Origin of the sequence: Micromonospora sp. NPDC047793 (assembly GCF_040642635.1) — a bacterium.
Classification (GTDB): domain Bacteria; phylum Actinomycetota; class Actinomycetes; order Mycobacteriales; family Micromonosporaceae; genus Micromonospora.
In genome coordinates, this window is the sequence record NZ_JBEYSG010000004.1 from 490,286 (window position 1) to 512,343 (window position 22,058).

Genomic DNA, 22,058 nt, shown 5'->3' on the forward strand with positions numbered 1-22,058 from the left:
ATCGCGGCGACGGCGGGCGGGCGGCGACGGCGGGCGGGCGACGGCGGTGGTGTCAGGGGGTGGGATGGGAGTCGAAGCGGAGGAAGCGGCGGTGGAAGGTGCCGGTGCCGGCGGTCATCGCGCGCAGCTCCACCGCGTACCGGAGCAGACCCGTCGCGGGCACCTCGGCGCGTACCAGGGTGCGGCCCTCGGCGTCCGGGTCCGGTTCGGTGCCGAGCACCCGGCCGCGTCGACCGGAGAGGTCACCCATCACCGCGCCCACGTTGCCGTCGGGGACCCGGACCGTCACCTCGTCGATCGGCTCCAGCACGACCGGTGCGCCCTGCTCGGCGGCGTCGCGCAGGGCCAGCGCCCCGGCGGTCTGGAACGCCGCGTCGGAGGAGTCGACGCTGTGTGCCTTGCCGTCGACCAGGGTCACCCGCAGGTCCACCACCGGGTGACCGGCGACCAGCCCGCGTTCCATCTGGGCGCGTACGCCCTTCTCGACCGAGGGGACGTAGTGGTGCGGTACGGCGCCGCCGACGACCCGGTCGACGAAATCGAAGCCGGCTCCGCGCGGCAGCGGTTCCACCTCGATGTCGCAGACCGCGTACTGGCCGTGCCCGCCGGACTGTTTGACGTGCCGGCCGTGTCCACGGGCCGGTGCGGTCAGGGTCTCCCGCATCGGCACCCGCACCGGTTCGGTGTCCACCTCGACCCCGCCGGCGCGCAACCGGTCCAGGACCACGTCGGCGTGTGCCTCGCCCATGCACCAGAGCACCACCTGGTGGGTATCCGGGTTGCGTTCCAGCCGCATCGTCGGGTCACCCGCCACCAACCGGGCCAGGTTGCGGGCCAACGCGTCCTCGTCCGAGCGGGTCTTCGCGACCACGGCCACCGGCAGCAGCGGCTCGGGCATCTCCCACGGGGCGATCAGCAGCGGGTCGTCCTTGGCCGAGATGGTGTCGCCGGTCTCCGCGCTGCCGGACTTGGTGATCGCGCAGATGTCACCGGCCACCGCGACACCGACCTCGCGCAGTGTGGCGCCCAGCGGGCTGTAGAGGTGGGCGACGCGCTCGTCGGCGTCGTGGTCCGGGTGGCCGCGTTCGGCCAGGCCGTGTCCGGCGATGTGCACGGTACGGTCCGGAGTCAGCGTGCCGGAGAAGACGCGTACCACGCAGACCCGCCCGACGTGCCGGTCCACGGTCGTCTTGACCACCTCGGCGACCAGGGGACCGTCCGGGTCGCAGGTCAGCGGCGGGCGGGGCGAGCCGTCGACGCCGGTGACCGGCGGCAGGTCGTGCTCGGGCGGGGACGGGAATCCGGCGGTGAGCACCTCCAGCAGCACGTCCAGCCCGACGCCGGTGGCCGCGCAGACCGGCACCACCGGATAGAAGTGACCTCGGGCGACGGCCTTCTCCAGGTCCTCGACCAGCAGGGCGGGATCGATCTCCTCGCCGCCGAGGTACCGGTCCATCAGGGTCTCGTCCTCGCTCTCCGCGATGATCCCCTCGATCAGCTCGTCGCGGGACTCCGCGATCGCCGGCAGGTGCTCCGGGTCGGGTTCGCGGACCTGCGCGGGCAGGCCGGCGGTGTAGTCGAAGACCCGTCGGGTGATCAGCCCGAGCAGGCCGGCGGTGGACTCGCCGTCGTCACCCAGCATCGGCAGGTAGAGCGGGACCACGTTGTCGCCGAAGACGCGCTGGCACAGCGCCACCGCCTCGTCGAAGTCGGCGCGCGGGTGGTCCAGGCGGGCGACGGCCACCGCCCGGGGCATGTCGACGGCGGCGCACTCCTCCCAGAGCGCGGCGGTGGCGGCGTCCATGCCGTCGACGGCGGAGACCACGAACAGGGCGGCGTCGGCGGCCCGCAGTCCGGCCCGCAACTCGCCGACGAAGTCGGCGTAGCCGGGCGTGTCCAGCAGGTTGACCTTGATCCCGTCGTGGTGCAGCGGCGCGCAGGAGAGCGCCACCGAGCGCTGCTGGCGTACGGCGGCGGGGTCGTGGTCGCAGACGGTGGTCCCGTCGGCGATCGAACCCGGCCGGTCGATCGTGCCGCTGGCGGCGAGCAACGCCTCGACGAGCGTGGTCTTGCCCGCCCCGGAGTGCCCGACGAGCACCACGTTGCGGATCCTGGCGGGGTCGGTCACCGCCGGCACGCCGCCGGCGGGCCCCTTGTCGTGACTCTTCTGCGCCATCGGGGCGCACCTCCCTCAACCGGTGGTGGTAGGTGGCGACCGCCGCGCGCGACGGAGACGCGGCCCGGGCGGGTACTGCGGCGATATCTTCCGGGGGACCGCTCCGCAGCGTGCAGTCAACGGGTGGTCGGGTGAGCCGCGTCACCTTACTGCTCGATCTCACACCCGCAGGCGGACCGACACAAGCCTTGCCACGCGGACCGGCGGTGTCGTCGGCCAGGGAGCCGACCGTTATCGTGGGACCGCCATGGCGAAGATCTTCCAAGTGTCGGCCCGCGCGGGGATGACCCGCGTCGTCGAGCCGATCGCCCGCAGCCTGCTGCGCGCGGGCGTGTCCCCCAACGCGGTCACCGTCGCGGGCACCGTCGGAGTGCTCATCGGCGCACTCGGCTTCGGTGCACGCGGCCATCTGGTCGCCGGTGCGCTGATCGTGACGGTCTTCGCGCTCACCGACCTGCTCGACGGGACGATGGCCCGGATGAGCGGCGGGTCCACCAAGTTCGGCGCGTTCCTCGACTCCAGCATGGACCGGGTCGCCGACAGCGCCGTCTTCGGCGCGGTCGCCTTCTATCTGGCCGGGGAGGGGGACCGCGGGGGCATGGCCGCCGCGTTGATCTGCCTGGCCGCGGGGGGTCTCGTCTCGTACGTCAAGGCCCGCGCCGAGGGGCTCGGGATGAGCGGCGACGTGGGCATCGCGGAGCGTACGGAGCGGCTGCTGATCGTCGGCGTCGGCGGCGTGCTCGCCGCGCTGGTCCACCCGGCGGCGCTGCCGATCGCGCTCTGGCTGCTGGCGGCGGTGTCGCTGTTCACCGTCGGCCAGCGGATGCGGTACGTCTACCGGCAGGCCCAGCTCAGGTGAACCTCACCGAACTCGGGTTCGTCGCCGGCTGGCGGCTGGTCCGGGTGCTGCCCCGGCCGGTGGCGGCGGCGGCGTTCGACGCGGTGGCGGACCGGGCCCACCGCCGTCGGGGCAGGGGTGCCAGCCGGCTGCGCGCCAACCTGCGCCGGGTGGTCGGTCCGGAGCTGCCCGACCAGGAGCTGGACGAGCTGGTCCGGGCGGGCCTGCGGTCGTACTCCCGCTACTGGATGGAGGTGTTCCGGCTGCCGTCGCTGAGCCGGGAGCAGGTGCTCGCCGGTTTCCGGCTGGACGGCACCGAGATGCTCGCCGCCGACGTGGCGGCCGGGCGGGGCGCGGTGGTCGCGCTGCCGCACGCCGGTAACTGGGACCTGGCCGGTGCCTGGGTGGCGGCCAACGGGTGGCCGCTCTCCACCGTCGCCGAGCGGCTCAAGCCGGAGGGGGTCTTCGAGCGGTTCGTGGCATTCCGGGAGGGCCTGGGCATGGAGATCCTGCCCACCACCGGGGGAGACCGTCAGCCCATCGACGTGCTGACCGACCGGCTCCAGGCCGGTGCGGTGGTGCCGCTGCTGGCCGACCGCGACCTCTCCGCCCGGGGCGTGGAGGTGGACTTCTTCGGCGGCCGGAGTCGGATGCCGGCCGGTCCGGCGCTGCTGGCGCTGCGCACCGGTGCCCCGCTGTACGTGGCGTCGCTGTGGTACGAAGCGGATACGGCGTGCGCCTCGATCGAGGGGCCGTTGCCGCTGCCGGGGCCGGCGGAGGGCTCGCTGGACGAGCGGGTCCGTACGCTGACCCAGCGGATCGCCGACGGTCTCGCGTCGGGCATCGCCCGGCATCCGCAAGACTGGCACATGTTGCAGCGGATGTGGCTGGACTGAGGGGACGGGACGCAATGCGGATCGGCATCGTCTCCCCGTACTCCTTCGACGTGCCGGGCGGGGTGCAGAACCACGTCATGGATCTCGCCGAGGCGCTGATCGGGCTCGGCCACGAGGTGAGTGTGCTGGCTCCGGCGGACGAGGACTCGCCGCTGCCGCCGTACGTGGTGCCGGCCGGCCGGTCGGTGCCGCTGCCGTACAACGGCTCGGTGGCCCGGATCGCGTTCGGCCCGGTCTCCACCGCCCGGGTGCGCCGGTGGATCACCCGGGGCGACTTCGACGTGCTGCACGTGCACGAGCCGCTGACGTTGAGCCTCTCCATGCTCGCCGTGCTCTCCGCGCGGGGGCCGGTGGTGGCCACCTTCCACACCGCGATGACCCGCTCCCGGGTGCTCTCGGTCGCCCAGGGCGTCCTGCAGATCGTGCTGGAACGCATCACCGCGCGGATCGCGGTCAGCGCGCTGGCCCGCAAGGTGCAGGTCGAGCACCTGGACGGCGGTGCGGTGGAGATCCCCAACGGGGTGGCGGTGGCCAAGTTCGCCGGGGTGGCGCCGCTGCCGGGCTGGCCGGGCGAGTACGCGCCGGGCGACGGCGGGACGCTGGGCTTCCTGGGCCGGTTCACCGAGCCCCGCAAGGGGTTCCCGATCCTGCGCGACGCGTTCGTGGAGTTGGCCCGGCAGCGCCCCGGGTTGCGCCTGTTGGTCGCCGGACCGGGGGACCGGGACGACCTGTTCGACCAGTTTCCGCCCGATCTTCGGGATCGGGTGACCTTCCTCGGGCTGGTCTCCGAGGAGGAGAAGGCCCGGATGCTGCGTAGTGTGCACCTGTACGTGGCGCCGAACACCGGCGGCGAGTCCTTCGGCATGATCCTCACCGAGGCGCTGGCCGCCGGCACCACGGTCGTCGCCAGCGATCTGGACGCGTTCCGCCGGGTGCTCGACGGCGGGCGGGCCGGGCGGCTCTTCCCCACCGGTGACGCGGTGACGCTGCGCGGGCGCCTGGCCGAGCTGCTGGACGATCCCGCCCAGCGGGCCGAGCTGACCGCCTGCGGGCACCAGGTGGTGGCGAATTTCGACTGGCCCGTGGTTGCCCGGCGCGTTCTGGAGGTATACGCAGCGGCGATCGAGGCGACCGACGGGCGGGTGATCGACCAGGAGTGGGTGGGGCCGGACTGACCGGGAGGAACGGGAGCAGCACTACGATGCCGGGCATGTGGTGGGTGGTGGGCGCGACGGTGGTCGTCGCCCTGGTGGCGGCGTACCTGATCTGGACCGCCGGCCGGGTCGAGCGGCTCCAGTCCCGTGCGCAGCTCGCCGCGCGGGCCCTGGACGCCCATCTGCTACGCCGGGCCGCTGCGGCGGCCGTGCTGGCGGAGCGGCGGTACGGCGTCGAGCTGTACGCGGCGGCGCGGATCGCGCTCGACGCCGGCCCGGACGAGCGGGAGGCGGCCGAGAACGACCTGACCCGGCAGTTGCGTGCGGTCGAACTCGATCCCGCCGACCCGGACTGCGACGCGGTGATCGCGGCCAGCCGGCGACTCGCGTTGGCCCGGCAGGTGCACACCGACCTGGTCCGGGACGCCCGTTCGGCGCGCGGACGGCCGCTGGTGCGGCTGTTGCGGATGGGGCGGCGCCACACCTGGCCGCGCTACTTCGACATCGACGACCCGACGCTGACCGTGCCCGCCGTCGACGTGCGTACCCGCTGATCTGCTCTCTGCGCCGGTCTCCCGGCAGGCGGGTGACCGGGGCCACAGAGCAGGCCACCACGCCTGGAATTGGCTGTCGGAGGGGCGTCGCGCCGCGCGTAGCATCTGCGCTGCCCCCGCCCCGAGCCGCCTGAGGAGCCTGTCCCAGATGACTTCCCCGACCAGCAGTGCCACCCCGGTCGTCGGCACCGGCCGCGTCAAGCGCGGCATGGCCGAGATGCTCAAGGGTGGCGTGATCATGGACGTGGTCACCCCCGAGCAGGCCAAGATCGCCGAGGACGCCGGAGCGGTCGCGGTGATGGCGCTGGAGCGGGTCCCCGCCGACATCCGCGCCCAGGGCGGGGTCTCCCGGATGAGCGACCCCGACATGATCGACGGCATCATCCAGGCGGTCTCCATCCCGGTGATGGCCAAGGCCCGGATCGGGCACTTCGTGGAGGCGCAGATCCTCCAGGCGCTCGGCGTGGACTACGTCGACGAGTCCGAGGTGCTGACCCCGGCCGACTACGCCAACCACATCGACAAGTGGGCGTTCACCGTCCCGTTCGTCTGCGGGGCGACCAACCTGGGCGAGGCGCTGCGCCGGATCACCGAGGGCGCGGCCATGATCCGTTCCAAGGGCGAGGCCGGCACCGGTGACGTCTCCAACGCCACCACCCACATGCGCAAGATCCGCCAGGAGATCCGGCGGCTCTCCACCCTGCCGACCGACGAGCTGTTCGTCGCGGCGAAGGAGTTGCAGGCGCCGTACGAGCTGGTCAAGGAGGTCGCCGAGAGCGGCAAGCTGCCGGTGGTGCTGTTCACCGCCGGTGGCATCGCCACCCCCGCCGACGCGGCGATGATGATGCAGCTCGGTGCCGAGGGCGTCTTCGTCGGCTCCGGCATCTTCAAGGCCGGCAACCCGGCGCAGCGGGCCGCCGCGATCGTCAAGGCGACCACGTTCCACGACGACCCGGACGTGCTGGCCAAGGTCTCCCGGGGGCTCGGTGAGGCGATGGTCGGCATCAACGTCGACGACATCCCGGTCCCGCACCGCCTCGCCGACCGCGGCTGGTGACGTGAAAGGAAGGGCCCCCTGCTAACGCCTCGTGCATAGCAGGGGACCCCTGCTAACACCTCGGAAGGAACGCCTGTGACGGCACCCGTGATCGGTGTGCTCGCCCTGCAGGGCGACGTCCGCGAGCACGTCGCCGCCCTGACCGGGGCGGGCGCGCAGGCCCGACCGGTACGCCGGCCGGCGGAGCTGGACGCGGTCGACGGCCTGGTCATCCCCGGCGGGGAGTCCACCACGATCAGCAAGCTGGTGGACATCTTCGAGTTGCGCGAGCCGATCGCCAAGCGCATCGCCGCCGGCCTGCCGGTCTACGGCTCCTGCGCCGGCATGATCATGCTGGCCACCGAGGTCCTCGACGGCCGCCCGGACCAGCGGGGCTTCGACGGCATCTCGATGACCGTCCGGCGCAACGCGTTCGGCCGCCAGGTCGACTCGTTCGAGGCACCGGTGGAGATCGCCGGGGTCGAGGGCGGCCCGCTGCATGCCGTCTTCATCCGTGCCCCGTGGGTCGAGCGGGTCGGCGACGACGTCGAGGTGCTCGGCACGGTCACCGCCGGCCCGGCCGCCGGGCGGATCGTGGCCGTACGCCAGGACAACCTGCTCGCCACCTCGTTCCACCCGGAACTCACCGGCGACGCGCGGCTGCACGCCTACTTCGTGGACCTGGTCCGCACGGCGGGCTGACCGCGCCACGGGGGCGCGCTCGCGCGGTCGGATCGCGCAGACCAGCTCGCGCGGGCGGTTCGACCACGCACGCGGGGGTCGCCTTCGCGCGGAGCGCGCGCGACCTCCACCACGGGTGTGGCCACGCTCGCGCGGCGGGTCGACCACCTCCCGGGCGTACGCCTCACCCGGGCGGTGGTGGGGTGCCGTGTCGGGGGTTGGCGCGGGCCCAGCCGCGTAGCACCGGGTCGGTGAGGTGGTTGAAGCGTTCCATCTTCGTGGGCCATTCGTTCTTGAACGCGATGACCTGCTCGTCCGGGGCGAGTTGCAGCAGTTCACCGACGCTGCACCCGATCCGCAGCGACAGGGCGGTGGCGGCACCGAAGTTCGCCGGGCTGAACACCTGGAGCACGCCCGAGTTGTTGATCATGGTCTCGGCGGCGACGCCGTAGAGGCTGGACAACTGCGCGAGGTCCTGCCAGAAGGTCCAGGTGCGCAGCCCGTACCCGCGCAGCAGGGTGATCGCCTCCTGGAGCAGCGAGAAGCGGCCGAGCTGGGCGGCCTCGTCGATGAGGAACAGCAGCCGGGAATGGTTGATCGACCGGCTGTTCATCACGTAGTAGAGCAGGCATCCCACCCAGGCCCGCAGCAGACGCTGATGGGTCCGCAGCTTGTGCGGCGGGATGACCACGTAGATGGAGATCCGGCGCTCGGGGGCGGTCAGGTCGCTCAGCGCGAAGCTCGTCCGGGCGGTGGCGTCCACGGTCCGTCGGGAGCTGAAGGCGGCCAGCTGCTGGGCTGCGGTCGCCACGATCCCGCTGAAGGTCTTCTCCGCGTCCGCGATGCTGAGCAGCATCTCGAACTCCTGCCGGGTGCCCGGTGGCATCGACGTCGAGCGGGTGTCCAGCGCCACCGCGAGCCGGTAGCGCAGGTCCGACTCGAAGAGTTGGGTACGCAGCTCCTGCAGGGTGTCGGGGCGGTCCGGCTGACCGGTCATCAGGTCGGTGGCGAGCGCGGCGATCAGCAGCTGCGCCATCTCGTCCCAGAACGGGTCGGACAGCGACTGGATGCCGCCCATCAGGATGTCGGAGACGACCCGGCCGAAGTCCTCGGCCTCCTCGGCGGCGTCGTCGTCGCGCCGCAGCGCACCGAACACGTCGAACGGGTTCAGCGAGCCACGCTTGTCGCTGCCGCCGTGGCTGGCACCGAAGGGGTCGAGCAGCACGATCTCGTTGCCGAGTACGGTCCGGCGGTGCTCGTGCGTGACGTCGTAGTTCTCGCCCTTCGGGTCGATCACCACCACCGAACCCTCGTAGGTGAGCAGGTTCGGGATGATCACGTCCCGGCCCTTGCCGGCTCCGGTGGGCGCGATCGTCATCAGGTGGCTGTCGTCGTCCGAGGCGACCACCGGACCCAGTTCGGCGTCGTCGATGATGTGTTCCTCGCCCAGTCCGAGGCGGGCGCGTACGCCGGTGTCGCTGGGTCGCCGTTGGGCGAACTGGCTCTTGGACAGCGGCTCGGGTTCCAGGTGACGCACGACTGCCCGGCCGAGAATGAGCTTGGACATCCGCGACTGCCTCTCTAGGGGTTCCGGCTGATGCGGGCGGGACGGACTCCGGCCATGGCGCCGCTGCCGGTGCCGGAGACGACCGTCAACGGAAGCGGCTGCTGGTAGTGGTTGCCCAGCACGTCGAAGTACTCGATCTCGACGAGCACCAGACTCGGCTGCGCGATCTGCGGTGGGTCGACGAACCGGAGCCGCTGCTCGACGTCCGTGGTGGGCATGACGACGTCCGCCTTCGGGGCGCTCAGGGCCTCGAACGCCAGGCTGGTGCGGTCGATCCGGATGCCGGCGATCTGGATGCCGAGGATCGGCCCGGCACCGACGTTGCGGAGCCGGACGGAGAGCACCACCAGGGTCTGCCCGCGCCAGGTCAGCCGGGAGTCCTGGATCATCGGGACGGGGATGATCGAGGCACGTAGCTGTTCGGCGGCGACCCGCACCTCCCGGTCCGAGGAGCGGTTGTTCTGCCAGGACAGGAAGAGTGCGGCGATGCTGCAGACGAAGGTGGCCACCAGCCCCGCGAACTGGATGACGTTGAGCGTCTCCTGCGTCACGGCATGGTCCCGACGGCGCAGGAGAACTCGCAGTCCTTGAAGAAGTCGGCGAGGAAGCCCTTGACGACGCGGTCCCGGAAGAAGTCGCGGTACGGGACCGTGTACTGCTCCAGCAGGAACTCGGGCCGTGGGGCGATGCGCGACTCCAGAGCCGGGTCACCGTCGCCGACGGTCTCGGAGATGCAGTAGAAGTCCAGCCAGATGCCGCGGTAGCCCTGGTTCGAGGGGGCCTGGATGTCGTAGATCTCGCGGACGTGCACGTCGGGGGCGACCTCCCGGAAGTTGGAGATCTCCACGTCGAGCCGGCCGGTGCGCAGCGGCCCGGCCGCACCACCGCTGGGTACGGAGAGGAATCGGCCGTCCTCGCCGGGGCGGTGCGACAGCAGGTTGCCGATCAGTTGGTGGCTGCTGACCGGACGGGGTGCGCGTACCGGAATGAAATCGTAGGTGAGCAGGGAGAAGAGGTAACTGGTCCGGATCGGTTGCAGGTCGAAATCGGAATGGAGGATGTCGGACAGGTCGATGGCGATTCGCGACACCAGCCCCTGGATGTAGGGCATGAACACCCGGTACCAATTGTGGAAGAGGCGCAGCGACGATCCGGGCCGTTCGAGGATGATGCGCAGGTCGCGCCGGATCGCCATCCGGAAGCCGAATGACGAGTCGTCGTAGACGATCCCGATGTTGCCGTCGGACCAGTCCAGCCGCAGGTGCTGCACCGAGTACAGTTCGGCGGCCTCCAGCACCTCGGCGACACTGCGGTACAGCCGGGCACCCACGGCGCGTTTGTGCTCGGGCGGAAGGTCGAGATCCTGCGCGTACGGCAGTTCCACCATGAGCGAGAACTTGTTGAGCGCGCTGACGCCGCCCTTGCCGATCATCGGCAGATCGCGGCCGAATTCCTCGAATTCCTCCAGCACGTATCGCCTCCCGGGGTCGGTGTGCTGCTCACGACAGCGACAGTGTGTGGCACCCGGGCCAGTCGGAAGAAGCGTGCCCGGGGGCCGGAAGAATGCCCGTTTGGCGGATCCTCGGCAATTGCCGGATGTGCCGGGGAGGATCGTCGGGCGGTTTTAGGGGAATTGCGATGCGCGCCGTCGGCGACCTCTGCGTCATCTGTCGGGAAGCCGCCAAGAAGGCGACTCCGTCGACCCGACGGCACCGGGACGGATCGCGCCCGCCGCCGCGCGCGCCGAGGCGCTCACCGCGCTCTCACCGAGATCGAGGCGGCGGTCGTCGAGCGCCGCACCGACCGGACCAGGCCGAGCAGGCGGTGCTCGGCGACGCGGCGGGTGTGCGATCCAGTGGCTTTTGTCTGATCTGTGAAGCTCGGGAGAGATCGGGCCGGCGGCCGACGTGCGGCGGGTGACGACCACCTGCCGCACGTCGGTAGGATTGTCGAGATTCGGCAGGGCCATCTGGCCGCCAGGCTTCCACCAGAGCTGACCGGCACCACCGCGTGCGCGGGTGCGGAGCAGGGCGTGCGCGGTGCGGTCGATGCAGACGGCGGGTAGCAACGGAGGTAACAGATGTCCGGCCACTCAAAGTGGGCGACGACCAAGCACAAGAAAGCGGTCATCGACGCCAAGCGCGGCAAGATGTTCGCCAAGCTGATCAAGAACGTCGAGGTCGCGGCGCGGACCGGCGGCGGTGACCCGGCCGGCAACCCGACCCTCTTCGACGCGATCCAGAAGGCCAAGAAGAGCTCGGTCCCGAACGACAACATCGACCGGGCGGTCAAGCGCGGCTCCGGCCTGGAGGCCGGCGGCGCCGACTACCAGACGATCATGTATGAGGGGTACGGCCCGAACGGCGTCGCGCTGCTCATCGAGTGCCTGACCGACAACCGCAACCGCGCCGCCACCGAGGTGCGCACCGCGCTGACCCGCAACGGCGGCTCGTTCGCCGACGCCGGCTCGGTGTCGTACATGTTCTCCCGCAAGGGCGTGGTGATCGTGCCGAAGGCGGGCACCACCGAGGACGACGTGATGCTGGCAGTCCTCGACGCGGGCGCCGAGGAGGTCAACGACCTGGGTGAGGCGTTCGAGGTGGTCTCCGAGCCGGGTGACCTGATCGCCGTGCGCACCGCACTCCAGGACGCCGGCATCGAGTACGAGTCGGCCGAGTCCTCGCTCATCCCCAGCGTCACCGTGCCGCTGGACGAGGAGGGCGCCCGCAAGATATTCAAGCTGATCGACGTCCTGGAGGACAGCGACGACGTGCAGAACGTCTTCGCGAACTTCGACGTCTCGGACGAGGTGATGGAGGCGGTCGGCTGATCCGCCGCACCGCCGACGCATCCGTGGACGGCCCGGCACCCGGTCATCGGGTGCCGGGCCGTCCGCTGTCCGTCAGGCCACCGGCCGCAGCGGGATCAGGCCTGGGGCTGAGCTTCCGCTGCGCTTGCCCCCGGGGCTGAGTCTCCGCCGCCCGTGCCGATCCGCGCGTCCGGCGTCGCCATCTCGGAGATCTTGGAGAGTTGCCGTTTCGCCGCCAGGACGGTAACTGTCCAAGATCTACGGGTGGCGGTCGGCGAACAGGCCGGTGGGTGGGGGGAAGCTGCCCTCCTTGGCGTGCGAGTAGTCGCGGGACTCGGCGACCAGACCGTCGGCGTCGAAACGGACCACCGTGCAGCCGGAGAGGGTGACCGGCTGGTCGTACGGGTAGGTGATCGCCCAGTATTCGACGGTCGCGGTGTCGCCGTCGACTCGGGGAACGCCGAACCAGACCTCGGCCGGTCGGGCCTCCTCGCCGAAGCACTCCTCGACGTAGGCGCGCAGCCCGACGCGGCCCCGGCACGGGCGGAACATCGACGCCCAGTGGTCGCCCTGCTCGGCCTGCAACTCGACGATGCGTTCCCCGTCCTGGGCGGGCCAGCCCGTGGCCCAGGCGTCGGCCCATCGTTGGGCCGCGTCGCGTACGTCCATGATCGTGCTCCTCGGGTCGGCGGGTGCTGGACTTCTACCAGCCACGGGTGACATTCCGGCCGGCTCAGGTGGCTGTCGCCGGGGCGGTGGCTGCCGCCCGAGCTCCGGCGCTTGCCCGGCCTGTGGCTGCCGCCAGGACTGTGGTGCTCGCCGGGACTGTGGTGCTCGCCGGGACTGTGGTGCTCGCCGGGACTGTGGTGCTCGCCAGGACTGTGGGGTCGCCCAGGCCAGGAAGCGGTTGTACAACTCGCCGGGTGTCGGCAGCGGGCCCTCGGTGAGCCGCAGCAGGTCGCCGGTGGCGTCGAACAACTGGCCGCCGAGATAGACGGCGAGACCGACCCGGTCGAGGTCGTACTCGACCCGCAGCAGCATCCGGGCCGCCGGACACGGCCAGTCCCGTGAGCAGGCTCGACACGTCCAGTGGGGTCGGTCGGGCAGGTGCTGGTACACGGGATGCAGCCGACCCAGCGGCTCACGCCGAGCAGGCGGCGGGTGGGGCGTGCGCATATCTCCATGCTGTCGCTAGCTATTGCCTGTGTCAATAGGCTCCGTAGTTGTCGGTGTCGAGAGTGATCGTCGCTGTCATTGTCAACCTATGGAGCTGGTCGGCGTGTCGGAGATCCGCGAGATGTTGGGGAACGTCTCCCGGCAGCGCGCGTCGGTCATCGCCAACCAGCGCAACTTCCCGGAGCCGCTTGCCGTGCTCGCCATGGGCAAGGTGTGGCGGAAGTCGGATGTGCAGGCGTGGATCAGGGAGCATCGGCCGGAGCTGGCGGGGGACTGACCAGCACACACGCTGGAGGAGCGGTGACGGAGACGGGACGCTTCCATCCCGGTGACGTGGTCGTCCGCCGGGAGATCCTGCGCTTCGAGGTGCCGCGAACGGCGTCACGGCCTGCTCGATCCGGGATCGAGTGGTCTCGGGGTGCCGGGGAAGGCACTCGATCCCCGATCGAGCGTGATCAAGGCCGTTACCAAGAGCGTGATCAAGGCCGTTACCAACAGCGTGGTCAAGGCCGTGACCAAGAGCGTGGTCAAGAGCAGGGCCGTGAGGTCTGGTTCGCCGTGCCGACGATCTGCGTCGAGGACTCCGCCGACCTGCTGGCGCTCTATCTGCCGACGGGTGCCGAGTTCGGGTTTCCCGACGAGGGCACCTTCCCGTGCGGACGGCACCCGTGGCAGGCGGCCGGGCACACCGCCTGGACCGGACACGGCAAGCTGATGCTCCAGCGCCCCGGTGAGGCGCACTCGGTCGACGTGTTCTGGTCCGGCCCGCAGCGCGACTTCGCCGGGTGGTACTTCAACCTCCAGGACCCGTTCCGGCGTACCCCCATCGGGGTCGACACGCTCGACCACGAGCTGGACCTGTGGTGGGCGGCGGACGCCGACCGGTACGTCTTCAAGGATGTGGAGATCTTCGCCCAGCGGCTGGTGGAGGGGCGCTACCCGGGGATGGGGGAGGCGATCCGCGCCGAAGGCGACCGGATCGCGGCCCTTCTCGATGCCGGTGAGCGCTGGTGGGACGAGTCCTGGGCGGCCTGGCGGCCCGACCCGGCCTGGCCGACGCCGCGCCTGCCCGCCGGTTGGTCCACCGTCCCCTGGTGACCTCGGCGGCGAGTGGTCCCGGCGGCACCGAATTGCCTCGACAGCCCGGCCGGGGTCCTGCGAGGGTGCCCGGATGACGGATCTCGGTCTGCACGAGCTGCGGTTGATGCAGGGGTTGGCCCAGCAGGTGATGGCCCGGCGGCCGGAGCTGGTCAACGGCGAGGCGACCGTCGGTGAGCTGGCCTGGGGCTGGGCCAAGGACCACGACGCCCTGCACCGGTACTGGCGGCACCGGCTGTGGTTCGTCGACGACCGGCTGGCCGCGTGGGGGTGGGCGTACCTGCCGCACCGGGTGGCGCGCAGCGACGGGACGTTCCGCGAGGTCACCCGGGCCAACCTGATCTGGCAGGCGCATCCGGACCGGCCCGAGCTGCTGGCCGAGGTCCTCGACTGGTACGACGAGGTGGCCGGCGACGTCGACCGCGCGCTGACCGTGCAGGTCGGGGACGCGGCGTCGCGGGCCGCCGTGGCCGCCCACGGGTACGTGTTCGACGCCGAGACCGGCTCCGACACCGGCTCCTGGGTGCAGTTCAACGCGCGGGAGCTGGTCGACGTGCCGGAGCCGGTGCTGCCGGAGGGTTTCCGGCTGCGTACCGCCGAGCACCTGTCGACGGTGGCCCTGGCCCGGGCGCACCGGGACGCCTGGCCCCGGTCCAGTTTCACCGACACCGCCTGCGCGCGGGTGCAGCGGACCTGGCCCTACCGTGCCGACCTGCACGTGGTGGTCGAGGCGCCGGAGGGCACGCTCGCCGCGACCGCGATCGTCTGGCTCGACGAGGCCACGCGGACCGCCGAGTTCGAACCCGTCGGCACTCACCGGGACTTCCGGCGGCGGGGGTTGGGCACCGCCTTGCAGCTCTACGGGATGCAGCTCGCCCGCGCCGCCGGGGCACGCCGCATGCTGGTCGCCTGCCTCGGCGCTCCGGGCCACCCGGCCGCCCGGGGCCTGTACCTCGGTGTCGGCTTCCGCGAGTTCACCCGCGACCTGCCGCACCTCAAGCTCGCCCGAGGGCGTTGACGGCACGACCTGCCGTAACTCGCCCTCGCCCGAGCGCGCTGACAGCGACGCGCTGACGGCGACGCGCCGACGACCCCGTGCGGGGCCGCCGACGCGTGGCGCGGGTCGGACGGTCAGCCGATCGTCTCGCGCTCCCGCCAGGCGGTCCGCAGCGAGGTGCGGCCGTTGGTCCGCAGCAGCGACCCCTCGTAGACGCGGGCCCCGGCCAGCAGGAATCCGGCCGCCGCCACCAGCAGCAGCGCCAGCGAGGCGAACAGCTCCCAGAGCGCCGCGTCCCCGGCGAACAGCCGCAGCGGCATCGCCGTCGGCGACGAGAACGGCAGGTAGGAGAGCACCGTCATGGCGGTGGGGTTGTCGTTGAGGAAGACCACCCCGAAGAAGGGCAGCATCACCGCGAGCTGCACCGGCGTCGACACCCCACCGATGTCCTCCAGCCGGTTGACCAGCGCACCGGCCGCCGCCCACATCGCCGCGATCAGCACGAAGCCGAGCAGGAAGAACGGGATGAACCAGCCGATCGCCGGGCCGAGCAGGGTGATCATGTCGGTACTGCCGCTGAACGCCATGCCGGCCACCGCGACCAGGGCCACCAGGGCTATCTGACCGAGCGCGAGGACCGTGCCGGCGAGCATCTTGCCGGCCAGCAACGCCTTGACCGGTACGGCCGCGACGAGGATCTCCACGATCCGGGTCTGCTTCTCCTCGATGATGCTCTGCGCGATCTGCACGCCGAAGGTCTGCGAGGTGATGAAGAAGATGAACGCGAAGGCGAACGGCACCAGGAACGCCAGCAGCGGGTCGATCGCGTCCGGGTTCAGCAACTCGACCGGAGGCCGGGTGCTCAACGCGTTGACCACGTCGTTGGGGGCGTCGTTCATGGCCAGCACCCTCGGGCCGGCGACGACTGCGGCGTCCGTGTCACCGTCGCGGACGGCCTGCTCGGCGGCGGCGTCGTCGGGGACGACGCGTACCTCCAGACCGGCCGCGCGCAGCGGAGCCGCCGCCGCCTCGGTCGCCGCCACGGTGGACGGCCCGCCGGAGAACAGCGGCGGCAGGATGGTCGCCGCCGCGGCGATCAGCAGGAAGACGACCGTGCTGATCAGGAAGGTGCGGTCGCGCAGCTTGACCCGGATCTCGCGGGCGGCGACCAGTCGGGTGGCCTGCATGGTGTTCACTGGGCGACCTCTCGGAAGATCTCGGCGAGGGAGGGCGTGACCGGGCGGAACGTGCGGACCGCGCCACGCTCCAGCGCGGCGCGCAGCACGACCTGCTCGTCCGCGCCGGGCGTCAGGTCGACGACGGCGCGGGCGCCGTCCAGGTCGACCAGGGTCACCCCGGGCTGGTCCCGCAGCCAACCGGCGTCGGTCTCCACCACCAGCTCGTAGCGGGGCGTGGTGTACGCGGCCCGCAGCTCGTCACGGCTGCCGGCGGCCCGGATCGACCCGTCGGCGATGATCACGAGGTCGTCGCAGAGCCGCTCGACGACGTCCAACTGGTGGCTGGAGAAGAGCACCGGGGCACCGGCGGCGGCGCGCTCGCGCAGCACGGCCACGACGGTGTCCACGGCCATCGGGTCCAACCCGGAGAACGGCTCGTCGAGCACCAGCACCTCGGGGTCGTGCACCAGGGCGGCGGCGATCTGGGCACGCTGCTGGTTGCCCAGCGACAGCGTCTCCAGCAGGTCGTCGCCGCGCTCGCCGAGCCCGACCCGCTCCAGCAGGTCGTCGGTGGCGCGCCGGGCGCCCTCGGCGGTCAGCCCGTGCAGCCGGCCCAGGTAGACCACCTGCTCACGGACGCTCATCTTGGGATAGAGGCCGCGCTCCTCGGGCATGTAGCCGAACCGTCCCCGGATCTCGCGGCTCAGCGGCGCGTCCCGCCACGTCACCCGGCCCGAGTCGGCGGCGAGGACACCGAGGATGATCCGCATGGTGGTGGTCTTGCCGGCGCCGTTGCCGCCGACGAAGCCGGTCATCCGCCCGGCGACGACATCGAAGGACACATTCTTGAGCACCTGGCGGTCGCCGAAGCTGCGGTCGACGCCGTCGAGGCGGAGTACAGGGGTCACGTCCTCCACGCTAGGAGTTCGGTCCTCGACTGCCCTCCGTCCGTCGACGGAAATCCGGGCTCCTCCTCCGGGTGGAGATCACCCGCCGGGCCGGACCACCCCCTGCTCGTACGCGAAGACCACCGCCTGCACCCGGTCACGCAGACCCAACTTGGCCAGCACCCGGCTGACGTGCGACTTCACGGTGGCCTCGCCCAGGTGCAGGGCGGTGGCGATCTCGGCGTTGCTGGCTCCGCCGGCCACCAGGACCAGCACTTCCCGCTCCCGGGGGGTCAGGTCGCTCAGTGCCTCCTCCGGGGTGGGACCGCCGACGGTCCCGGTCGCGCCGCCCGGCCGGGCGAACGTGGCGATCACCCGGCGGGTGAGTTCCGGGGCGAGCAGACCGTCTCCCCGGGCCACCACCCGGATCGCGTCGACCAACGACTCCGGCGTGCCGTTCTTGAGCAGGAACCCGCTCGCCCCGGCGCGCAGCGCGGCGAACAGGTAGTCGTCCCGGTCGAACGTGGTGAGCATGAGTACGGCGGGGCCGCCCGGCTCGTCCGTCTCGGTGCTGATCCGGCGGGTGGCCTCCAACCCGTCCACGCCGGGCATCTCGACGTCCATCAGCACCACGTCCGGACGCAGCGCCCGCGCCATGGCGACCGCCCGTTCCCCGTCGGCGGCCTCGCCGACCACCTCGATGTCGTCCTCGATCTCCAGGATCACCCGGAAACCGGTCCGCACCAGGTGATGATCGTCGGCGAGCAGCACCCGGACCGGCGGCGTCGCCCCGGTCACGGCGTGCTCCCGGCCGCCAGCGGCAGCGGGAACCGGACCCGCACCCGCCACCCACCACCGGTACGCGGGCCCACCTCCAGCTCGCCGTCGTGGGTGGCGACCCGTTCCCGCATCCCGACCAGCCCCAACCCGTCGTCGTTCGCCGGGCGGGTGGCCCGTCCGTCGTCAGTCACCTCGACCTCCATCTCCTGGGCCAGATAACGGACCCGGACGTCGAGCAGGGTCGCCCCGCTCGCGTGTTTCAACACGTTGGTCACCGCCTCCTGCACCACCCGGTACGCGGCCTGGGACACCGACTCGGGCAGCGGCGTCGGGTCGCCGTACACGCCCAACGTGGCGTGCAGCCCGGCCTCCCGCGCCCGGTCCACCACGGTGGCGATCCGGTCGACCCCGGCGGGCTGCCCGGTGCCCTCCGGGCCGTTGTCCCGGGCACGCAGCACCCCGAGCATCCGGCGCAGCTCGTCCACCGCCGTCCGGGCCGACTCCTCGATCGAGGTGAGCGCGGTCCGTGCCTTGGCCGGATCCTTGTCGAAGACCCGACGGCACGCCGCCGCCTGCACACCCATCACCGACACGTGGTGGGCGACCACGTCGTGCAGCTCCCGGGCGATCCGGACCCGCTCGCCGACCACCGCGTGCTGCCGGGCCTCCGCCTGCGACCGGCGCAGCCGCTCTGCCTGCTCGGCCAGCTCGTGCTGCCGGCGGGCGGCGATCCAGGCGGTCTCGCCGAAGAAGTACGCGAACCCGAAGAACAACACGTTGATCAGCAGACCGGTGACGATCGCGGCGAGCACCGGCGGCACCGGCCCGAGCGCGTTCTCGAAGGAGTCCGGGGTGATCTCGTCGAGGCTGATCGAGTACGCGATGGCGAGCCAGGCGAACATGGCGGCGATGATGCCGATCCGCAGCCGCCGGGACATCCGGCGGTTCGGCCCCCAGGCGCCGAGCGTGAAGATGGCGGCGAACAGCGCCCACTGGGAGAGCTGCCACTCGGGGACGGCCCGGACCTGCGCACCGATGAACGCGGCGGACACGGCCAGCGTGGTCACGACCGGGTACCGGCGTCGCCAGATCAGCGGCAGCGGCACCGCGACGGTCCAGAGGATCTGTTCGAGCCAGGACGGCGGAGGCCCGAGCAGGAACGTGCCGGTGCTGCGGGCCAGCGTGAGGCTGAACAGGGCGATGACCGTCGCGGCCAGCCCGGCGTAGAGGTCCAGGCGCCGTTGCTCAGGCGTGGGGCCCGGCCGCCGCCAGTCGTCGCTGCTCTCGGTGGTCACCTGCTGAGAATGCCATCCCGCCGCATGGTGGGGCGGCGGGCACCTCCGGCGGCCGGATGAGGGAACGGGCGACGCGGCAGGTCAGGCGTCGTCGACCGGAATCACGTGCACCAGATCGGCGGCGATGACCGCCGGGACGAGGTGCGGTTCGGTGGTGAGGTAGTAGGCATCGTGCCGCAGCGCGGCCCATACGGCGTGAGCGCGGGCGAGGTCGCCCTTCACCATGCGGACCGTGGCGGACACCTCGGCCGCCTGCACCGCTCCGAGCGGAAGAATCGCCACGCCGGGCAGGGTGGCCAGTACGCCGAGGCGTGCGGTAGCCGGTTGGTCCGCGCTGATCTGTGCGTAAGCCTCCAACAGAGCCACCGTGGGCAGCCCCACGTAGGCACCCTCATCGGCGATGTCGACCAGCAGTTCCCCGACATGCACGTGCCCTCGGGAGAAGGAGAGCACTGCCGAGGAGTCGAGCACGGCCCGGATCTCGATGTCCTGGCGCATCAGGCGGCGATGTCGTTGTCCGCAGGCCAGGTGCCGGCTGCCAGCATGTCACGCCGTCGCGCGTTCTCCGCCCGCTGCTCAGGTGTGAGGCGAGGAAGCCTTCCGTGTACCCGCGCGACACCCTCCTCGGTCACATCGATGCCCACTGCCCGCAACATCGCAGCAGTGGCGGCGGCCCGATCCAGGCGAGCCCGTAGGGCGTCCGCGACGGCCGCCGAGGCGTTCTCCTCACCTTCGAGGTAGGCCGCGATGTCGTCCGGCAGGCTGACCGTCACACGCTTTGTCATACCCGGATCATACTGGTCGCCCTCGCCTCTGCCGGACTTCTCGGCAAGCCACGCCGAGTACGTCAAGGGGGAGTGGGCCGACGAGGTCATCTACGCGATGCTGGCCCGCGAGTGGCAGGACCGCCGTCCGGTCGCCGCGCCGGTCGCGCCCTGACGGGCCCGACCGGCGGGTGGTGCGGCGGTCAGCCGATGCCGTCGCCGGCCATCGGCGGCAGCGGGCAGTGCAGCAGGCCGCAGATCGTCCGCAGCAGCTCGATCTCCGGCACCGTCATCATCCCGTCGTGGCTGATCACCGCCACCACGGCGGCGACCAGCCGCTCCTTGTCGCCCGGACGTAGTCCGTCCAGCACCGGCCAGGCGGTCTCCAACGCGTGTACGCCGTTCTCCGGCGGCGCGTACGGCAGGGAGGTGCCAGGCAGCAGCGTGGCGACACCGGCCTGGAACGCCTGCTCGGCGGCGGCCCGGTCACCGTGCCCGACCTGGGCCAGGAGGGCGAGCAGGTGGGCCGCCGCGGAACGGGAGTCGGTGAGCGTACGCCGGTCGGTGCGCCACCGGGAGTCCGGCTTGAGTGACTCCTGGATCTCGGCCAGCAGCAGTCGGGAGAGGCAGTACTCGGACACGTTGATCGCGCCGTCGGCGTGGATCAGCGTGAACACGGCCGCCATCAGCGACTCCAGTTCCCCGTTCGTACGGGCGCGCAGGGCCGGGAACGCCAGTTCGGCCAGGGGCAGCCGGAGCATCGGGTGCAGTCCGGCCACCTCGTCGGCCTCCCGCAGGGCGGCGTCCGCCAGCGCCTGACCGTGCTGCCGGGTGATCGCGTCGTACTGGTGTCGCCGTACGTCCGGCTCGGCTGCGAGCAGCAGCCCGAGCACCAGTGGCGCGGCCGAGTCCCGGTTGCGGGCCCGGTCCAGCAGCGGTTGCGGGATGCGGTCGAGGATCGCCGCGGCGTGCGTGTACGCCGTCTCGGTGGGTGCGGCCACCCGGCCCAGCATCTCGGCCGGCGCGACGCGTACCCGGGTGCCCTCCACCGGCAGCGCCGCTGCGGTCGGGCGGGCGGAGTCACGACGGCCCGGCGCGGTGCCGGGACCGCTCGGGGCCAGGCCGAGGGCGATGTCCTCCTGCCGTCCCGACGGCGGTGCGGCGGCCCAGCGCTGGGCGAGCTGCCGCAGCTCGTTCGGGTCGAACGAGGGCTCCAACGCCTGGATCCGCTTGGCCAGCGGCGGGTGGGTGGCGAGCCAGGACGCCCGGCCCGCCTCGCCGAAGAGCATGTGCCCCACCTCGTCGCGCTTGGGCGTGCGCAGCTCGGAGCCGTCGGAGAGGCCACCGATCTTCTTGAGTGCCCCGGCGATGCCGCTGGTCTGCCGGGTGAACTGCACGGCCGAGGCGTCGGCGAGGTACTCCCGCTGCCGGGACACCGACGCCTGGATGAGCCGGCCGGCGAGCACGCCGATGTACCCGGCCACCAGCAACGCCAGCCCGACCAGCATGAACGGCAGGGCACCACCGTTGTTGTTGCTGCGGCTCCGTCCGCCGCCGAGGGCGCCGGCCCGGGCCAGGCCCCGACCGACCACGGTCAGGAACAGGATGCCGAAGAGCAGGCCCATCAGCCGGATATTGAGCCGCATGTCGCCGTTGACCACGTGGCTGAACTCGTGGGCGATGACGCCCTGGAGTTCGTCGCGGTTGAGCCGTTGCAACGCGCCCCGGGTGACCGCGACGGCCGCGTCGGAGGGGCTCCACCCCGCCGCGAAGGCGTTGATCGCCGTCTCCTCCGGGAGCACGTAGACCTCGGGCACGGGTACGCCGGAGGCCAGCGCCATCTCCTCGACGACGTTGCGCAGCCGCCGCAGCTCCGGGTCGGTGGTGTCCGTCGGAACCGGGACCCCGCCCAGCTCACGGGCCACCTTCCCGCCACCGCCGCGTAGCGTGAGCGTCCGCAGCGTCGCGGCCAGCCCGATCGCGGCGACGGTGGCCACGGTGACCATGACGATCATCCCGGCGAGCTGGGGCGGGTTGCTGGTGCCGACGTTGAAGGCGAACACCACCGCGAGGTTCACCACCACCACGATGCCGATGACGGCCAGCACGAACAGCAGGACCAGGCGGGTCGACAGCCGGCGTACCTGGCGCTGTCGTTCGAAGAAGTTCATC

Annotated in this window: 22 protein-coding genes; 10 read left to right on the forward strand and 12 right to left on the reverse strand. The window is 71.7% G+C overall.

Annotation, left to right across the window (positions count from 1 at the left end; genetic code table 11):
- Positions 1-52 precede the first annotated feature (52 nt).
- Positions 53-2,176: an elongation factor G-like protein EF-G2 gene (locus ABZ738_RS12325; protein WP_131054801.1), complete on the reverse strand. Its 2,124-nt coding sequence runs from the start codon at positions 2,174-2,176 to the stop codon at positions 53-55.
- A 247-nt stretch (positions 2,177-2,423) separates the two neighbouring features.
- On the opposite strand from ABZ738_RS12325, the gene pgsA reads away from it, so the two are divergent.
- The 6 genes from pgsA to pdxT all read left to right on the forward strand — a co-directional run bounded on the left by pgsA (position 2,424) and on the right by pdxT (position 7,356).
- Positions 2,424-3,035 (forward strand): phosphatidylinositol phosphate synthase, encoded by a 612-nt coding sequence (gene pgsA / locus ABZ738_RS12330; RefSeq protein WP_131054800.1) that lies wholly within the window; start codon positions 2,424-2,426, stop codon positions 3,033-3,035.
- Positions 3,032-3,910 carry a phosphatidylinositol mannoside acyltransferase gene (locus tag ABZ738_RS12335; protein ID WP_176093265.1) on the forward strand — a complete coding sequence of 293 codons (879 nt, stop codon included), beginning with the start codon at positions 3,032-3,034 and terminating at the stop codon, positions 3,908-3,910. The genes pgsA and ABZ738_RS12335 overlap by 4 nt, the downstream gene beginning before the upstream one ends.
- Before the next feature lie 14 nt (positions 3,911-3,924).
- A complete protein-coding gene (locus ABZ738_RS12340) occupies positions 3,925-5,085 on the forward strand; it encodes a glycosyltransferase family 4 protein (protein ID WP_131053935.1) in 1,161 nt (386 codons plus the stop codon).
- A gap of 26 nt (positions 5,086-5,111) precedes the next feature.
- Positions 5,112-5,618 carry a hypothetical protein gene (locus ABZ738_RS12345; protein WP_131053936.1) on the forward strand — a complete coding sequence of 169 codons (507 nt, stop codon included), beginning with the start codon at positions 5,112-5,114 and terminating at the stop codon, positions 5,616-5,618.
- A gap of 148 nt (positions 5,619-5,766) precedes the next feature.
- Positions 5,767-6,675, forward strand: a complete 909-nt coding sequence (gene pdxS, locus ABZ738_RS12350) for a pyridoxal 5'-phosphate synthase lyase subunit PdxS (RefSeq protein ID WP_131053937.1) — start codon at positions 5,767-5,769, stop codon at positions 6,673-6,675.
- Positions 6,676-6,750: 75 nt separating this feature from the next.
- Complete coding sequence (gene pdxT, locus ABZ738_RS12355) at positions 6,751-7,356, forward strand: pyridoxal 5'-phosphate synthase glutaminase subunit PdxT (RefSeq protein ID WP_131053938.1); 606 nt, start codon at positions 6,751-6,753, stop codon at positions 7,354-7,356.
- Between the two features lie 163 nt (positions 7,357-7,519).
- Here pdxT and ABZ738_RS12360 read toward each other — a convergent pair whose 3' ends face one another.
- Genes ABZ738_RS12360 through ABZ738_RS12370 form a run of 3 tightly spaced genes read right to left on the reverse strand, consistent with a single transcriptional unit; the run spans position 7,520 to position 10,373 of the window.
- Positions 7,520-8,902, reverse strand: a complete 1,383-nt coding sequence (locus ABZ738_RS12360; RefSeq protein WP_357212690.1) for a type IV secretory system conjugative DNA transfer family protein — start codon at positions 8,900-8,902, stop codon at positions 7,520-7,522.
- Between the two features lie 14 nt (positions 8,903-8,916).
- Positions 8,917-9,453 (reverse strand): hypothetical protein, encoded by a 537-nt coding sequence (locus ABZ738_RS12365; protein ID WP_131053940.1) that lies wholly within the window; start codon positions 9,451-9,453, stop codon positions 8,917-8,919.
- Positions 9,450-10,373, reverse strand: a complete 924-nt coding sequence (locus ABZ738_RS12370) for a hypothetical protein (RefSeq protein WP_131053941.1) — start codon at positions 10,371-10,373, stop codon at positions 9,450-9,452. Before ABZ738_RS12370 ends, ABZ738_RS12365 begins: the two co-directional genes overlap by 4 nt.
- Before the next feature lie 609 nt (positions 10,374-10,982).
- Here ABZ738_RS12370 and ABZ738_RS12375 point away from each other — a divergent pair.
- Positions 10,983-11,732 carry a YebC/PmpR family DNA-binding transcriptional regulator gene (locus ABZ738_RS12375; RefSeq protein ID WP_131053942.1) on the forward strand — a complete coding sequence of 250 codons (750 nt, stop codon included), beginning with the start codon at positions 10,983-10,985 and terminating at the stop codon, positions 11,730-11,732.
- Between the two features lie 237 nt (positions 11,733-11,969).
- Here ABZ738_RS12375 and ABZ738_RS12380 read toward each other — a convergent pair whose 3' ends face one another.
- Entirely contained in the window at positions 11,970-12,887 is a 918-nt protein-coding gene (locus tag ABZ738_RS12380; RefSeq protein ID WP_357212693.1) for a nuclear transport factor 2 family protein, read from the reverse strand.
- An 88-nt stretch (positions 12,888-12,975) separates the two neighbouring features.
- Between ABZ738_RS12380 and ABZ738_RS12385 the strand changes: the two genes are divergently transcribed.
- The 3 genes from ABZ738_RS12385 (at position 12,976) to ABZ738_RS12395 (ending at position 15,003) form a co-directional block, all read left to right on the forward strand.
- The gene (locus ABZ738_RS12385) at positions 12,976-13,164 is read left to right on the forward strand and encodes a hypothetical protein (protein WP_131053944.1); all 189 of its coding nucleotides are present in this window, start codon (positions 12,976-12,978) and stop codon (positions 13,162-13,164) included.
- A gap of 281 nt (positions 13,165-13,445) precedes the next feature.
- A complete protein-coding gene (locus tag ABZ738_RS12390) occupies positions 13,446-13,985 on the forward strand; it encodes a DUF402 domain-containing protein (protein ID WP_357212696.1) in 540 nt (179 codons plus the stop codon).
- A 73-nt stretch (positions 13,986-14,058) separates the two neighbouring features.
- Positions 14,059-15,003: a GNAT family N-acetyltransferase gene (locus ABZ738_RS12395; protein WP_357212698.1), complete on the forward strand. Its 945-nt coding sequence runs from the start codon at positions 14,059-14,061 to the stop codon at positions 15,001-15,003.
- A gap of 113 nt (positions 15,004-15,116) precedes the next feature.
- Here ABZ738_RS12395 and ABZ738_RS12400 read toward each other — a convergent pair whose 3' ends face one another.
- The 7 genes from ABZ738_RS12400 to ABZ738_RS12430 all read right to left on the reverse strand — a co-directional run bounded on the left by ABZ738_RS12400 (position 15,117) and on the right by ABZ738_RS12430 (position 22,057).
- Positions 15,117-16,178, reverse strand: a complete 1,062-nt coding sequence (locus tag ABZ738_RS12400; RefSeq protein ID WP_357212700.1) for an ABC transporter permease — start codon at positions 16,176-16,178, stop codon at positions 15,117-15,119.
- On the reverse strand, positions 16,175-17,068 hold the full coding sequence (locus ABZ738_RS12405) for an ATP-binding cassette domain-containing protein (protein WP_131053743.1): 894 nt from the start codon (positions 17,066-17,068) through the stop codon (positions 16,175-16,177). Before ABZ738_RS12405 ends, ABZ738_RS12400 begins: the two co-directional genes overlap by 4 nt.
- 78 nt (positions 17,069-17,146) lie before the next feature.
- A complete protein-coding gene (locus ABZ738_RS12410; protein WP_131053742.1) occupies positions 17,147-17,845 on the reverse strand; it encodes a response regulator transcription factor in 699 nt (232 codons plus the stop codon).
- On the reverse strand, positions 17,842-19,122 hold the full coding sequence (locus tag ABZ738_RS12415; RefSeq protein ID WP_357212703.1) for a sensor histidine kinase: 1,281 nt from the start codon (positions 19,120-19,122) through the stop codon (positions 17,842-17,844). The genes ABZ738_RS12410 and ABZ738_RS12415 overlap by 4 nt, the downstream gene beginning before the upstream one ends.
- An 81-nt stretch (positions 19,123-19,203) precedes the next feature.
- Entirely contained in the window at positions 19,204-19,620 is a 417-nt protein-coding gene (locus ABZ738_RS12420) for a hypothetical protein (RefSeq protein ID WP_131053740.1), read from the reverse strand.
- Positions 19,620-19,907, reverse strand: a complete 288-nt coding sequence (locus ABZ738_RS12425; RefSeq protein WP_131053739.1) for a hypothetical protein — start codon at positions 19,905-19,907, stop codon at positions 19,620-19,622. Before ABZ738_RS12425 ends, ABZ738_RS12420 begins: the two co-directional genes overlap by 1 nt.
- Positions 19,908-20,089: 182 nt before the next feature.
- On the reverse strand, positions 20,090-22,057 hold the full coding sequence (locus tag ABZ738_RS12430) for a M48 family metallopeptidase (protein ID WP_131053738.1): 1,968 nt from the start codon (positions 22,055-22,057) through the stop codon (positions 20,090-20,092).
- Between the last annotated feature and the right edge of the window lies 1 nt (position 22,058).